The organism is Nostoc sp., assembly GCF_035638895.1.
Lineage (GTDB): Bacteria > Cyanobacteriota > Cyanobacteriia > Cyanobacteriales > Nostocaceae > Nostoc.
The window spans coordinates 1-3,358 of sequence record NZ_DASQZC010000332.1 but is presented as its reverse complement, the minus strand read 5'-3'; the positions used below and the strand labels follow the sequence as shown (position 1 = coordinate 3,358).

The 3,358-nt window shown below is 42.6% G+C and carries 4 protein-coding genes; 3 read left to right on the top strand and 1 reads right to left on the bottom strand.

The features are described 5' to 3' along the window. The first annotated feature begins 435 nt into the window (after positions 1-435). The 3 genes from VE944_RS16415 to VE944_RS16405 are packed head-to-tail and all read left to right on the top strand — an operon-like array spanning position 436 to position 2,706. Positions 436-975 carry a hypothetical protein gene (locus VE944_RS16415; protein WP_324978798.1) on the top strand — a complete coding sequence of 180 codons (540 nt, stop codon included), beginning with the start codon at positions 436-438 and terminating at the stop codon, positions 973-975. A 40-nt stretch (positions 976-1,015) separates the two neighbouring features. Then, on the top strand, positions 1,016-1,768 hold the full coding sequence (locus tag VE944_RS16410; protein ID WP_324978796.1) for a ParA family protein: 753 nt from the start codon (positions 1,016-1,018) through the stop codon (positions 1,766-1,768). Continuing rightward, on the top strand, positions 1,768-2,706 hold the full coding sequence (locus VE944_RS16405) for a ParB/RepB/Spo0J family partition protein (RefSeq protein WP_324978794.1): 939 nt from the start codon (positions 1,768-1,770) through the stop codon (positions 2,704-2,706). The genes VE944_RS16410 and VE944_RS16405 overlap by 1 nt, the downstream gene beginning before the upstream one ends. Positions 2,707-3,078: 372 nt before the next feature. Here the strand turns inward: VE944_RS16405 and VE944_RS16400 are convergent. Further along, positions 3,079-3,358: hypothetical protein (locus tag VE944_RS16400; protein ID WP_324978792.1), on the bottom strand; the 280-nt coding region annotated here is incomplete at its 5' end.

The window sequence follows — 3,358 nt, the reverse complement described above, 5'->3', positions numbered from 1 at the left end:
TGGCTGCCTTCTTTGTTTTGCCACGCACTCAATATCTTTTGTCGTAAGTCAATTGAATATGCTGCCATCTTTAAATATTATTCTTTACATTTTTACACTTTACTATCTTTGTGGCGGGTTTGATATCAAATTGCTGTAAATCTGTTGAAGGCAAGACCCATAAAAGGGTATCCGCCGAGATACGTGCAAATTGGGACACGTTGTAAAGTTTTGTAAAGTAAATTGTCAAAAACCTTGGTTTACCGTCGTTTCAGCCTCAACCGAAACTTGACTATTCAGATGAAGACATTCCCTAAATGGGTCATTTATGGGCAAGTGTTAGGAGCTAAAAGGGGTGAAAGCTTGGTTTTACCGTGCAAAAATTTAATCATCATCTATCATTTTTGGGCAAGTTAGTAAATCTACAATGCCTTGTTTGCAATATTTATTTACAACGTGTCTCTTTTTGCACGTATCTCGGTGGACACCCAAGATGAAGTTGCCGCAGAGCAATTTGCTCTTTACATGTCAAAACTGGTTCAGCAGCAAATAAACGATGCTGACTGTGCCAGTCATCTCAGTACTGAAGAATGGGAGCAGAACAAAACTCTGATTGCTGATGCCATTACTCAGATGGAGCGTTACCTGGAAACCCCCACTTCTGATGGGAAACAATTCCTATGTAAGCTGTTGAGACAAATCGATGAGTTGCAAGGAGACGATTACCGTAATGTCTCTTGGACTACTGTACGTTTTGTCAAGAGCGGTGAACTGCTCAAACTAGAGTATGCTATACGCTGTTTTGTTGATCAGGATTTTCCCTACTATGCTTATAGATTAGCTAGAGAATTCATAGAAGGCTATAAGCCTCAATATGGCACAGGTTTGATTCCCGAATCTGTTCCTATGCTGCTGGAAGTTGCTGAGTTTTGGTGTCAGTACTATTTTGGACAAAATTTGTCACAGAAGTTTCCCAATTTGATTTATTCAACCTAAACTATGCTGTAAAACAGAATAACAAGCTTACCTGACACCCGTGACTAAAGTCATCGCAGTATTCAACCAAGCCGGTGGAGTCATGAAAACGAGCCTCACCATGAACCTCGGCTACCAACTACACCTGAAGAAACATAAAACGCTTCTCATCGACATGGACCCACAGGGAAGCCTTACAACCTTTATGGGTCTAGAACCACACGAACTTGAACAAATTATTGGTGATGTCATTCTCAATGAAGAAACGCCATTACCAATTCAACGCGATTTGCATGGCATGGATTTATTACCAGCTAATATTTCGCTTAGTGGGGTGGAACTACAATTAGCTAGCGTGATGGCGAGGGAAACTCGTCTCAAGCAAGCTTTAGAACCTATACGCAATCAATATGATTTTATCCTCATCGACTGTCCGCCATCCTTGGGAGTGTTGAGCATTTTAGCTTTGACAGCAGGAACCCATGTTTTAATTCCGATCCAAACTCACTTCAAAGCTTTCAAGGGCACGGAATTGCTACTCGATACAATTAAACAGGTGCGAAAACACGTTAATCCTAAGCTGGCGATCGCAGGCATTGTTCCTACACTTTACAGCAATGCCAATCAAGATAAACTAATCCTGGAAGCTCTAGAACAACAGTTATCATCCCTTGCTAAGGTATATCCCGCTATTCCTCGCGCCACTGCATTTGCTGATGCTGCAATGAGTCGTCAACCTCTAGCAGTTTATGCTCCAAAGCATTCAGCAATTACAGTTTTAAAGAAGATTGCCCAAGGTATGGAGAAGCTGTAATGACAAAAAAACGCCTGGAAGTCCCTAAGATGCGTGGCGTTGAAGATTTATTAACTATGGATGTGGAGGCATCTGCTGTTACTACCATTTTCATCCACAAAATTCGAGTTGCCAAAAAACAACCACGGCGTTGGTTCGACCCCGAAAAAATGTCACAGCTTGTGCAGTCGGTACGCGAACACGGGATTTTAGAACCCTTGTTAGTCCGTCCGCTCGGCAATGGAGAATATGAATTAATTGCTGGAGAAAGGCGACTGAGGGCAGGAAAGTCGGCTGGATTAGCTGAAGTCCCAATTGTCAGTAAAGAACTGAGCGATCGGCAAGCTCTGCAAATCGCGTTACTTGAAAACTTGCAGCGCGAAGACCTCAACCCAGTAGAAGAAGTGGAAGCGATACTAGAACTGCTGGCGATAAATCTGGATGTCAGCACTGAAGACGTAAAATCGATTCTAAACGTTGCTGCCAATGCTAAAAAACGTGATTTGGAATTGACGGGAAACGTTTCCCGTCAACTTGAAGAAATTGAATCTCTCTTGGCAGGCATTGGTAGATTTAATGCGGAAAGTTTCCGTACAAGCCGCTTGCCGTTGCTCTCTTTGCCGTCAGACGTACTAGAAGTATTGCGCCAGGGTCAGCTGGAATTTACAAAGGCACGAACAATAGCACGAGTCAAAGACAAGCAAAAGCGTGCTGATATTCTCTCCTCAGCAATTGCTCAAAATCTCTCGTTAACTCAAATCAAGGAATTAATCAAGCAACTACAATTAGCAGAGACAACGCCAGAAGCAACACCAGAAAAAGCCTTGAGCAACCGCTATGCAGAAATAGGCAAGCGTTTACAACAAGCTCAGTTGTGGAAAGACGATAAAAAACGCAAGAAGTTGGAGAAGCTATTGAGTGACTTAGAAAAGTTGCTCAACGAATCCGAGCAGAAGTAAACCTAAATGGGGTTCAGCCGGGATACCCGTAAAATAGGACACGTTGTAAATTAATGTTGCAGAGCGTGTTTTATCGATTTACTAACTTGCCCATAAATGATACTATGCAATCAAAATTTTGCACGATAAAATCAACTCTTCACCCCTTTGAGTGCCTCAAGCTTGCCCATAAACAATCATTTTTGGGAATGTTTCAACTGGAAGAATAAAGTAAAGCTTGGGATTGAAACAACCGTATATCAAGGGTTTGGCTTGATATCCGTTACAGAACTTTACAACGTGTCCCATTTTGCGGGTATCCCGGCTGAACCCCAAATACGTGGTATTTCTAGAACACTTAGCTTCCGCTTGTAGCAAACTAAAAAGCCAGGTTCACGTAACGCTTTGCAACCTAGCAATCAGCTGTTGCCGCTCAATTGGTTTTAACTGTATTGCCATCTGTACCAATTCATTCACCCCTAAATTCAACGGCAGACTTTGACTTTGCGGCTCACAAGGGGCAAATAAACGCTGTGCTATAGCTTCTTCAATTGGTCGTCGTTTCTCCATAGGAGTACAACGCTCGTACATCAGGCGCAAGGTTTCTACTGAATGACCCATTGCGTAAGCCAGCGACCTCAATTCAATATCAGACAAACCAACTTGAAGACCC

Coding starts and splice junctions, on each gene's coding strand:
- VE944_RS16405 (WP_324978794.1), top strand. CDS start 1,768: ATGACAAAAAAACGCCTGGAAGTCCCTAAGATGCGTGGCGTTGAAGAT.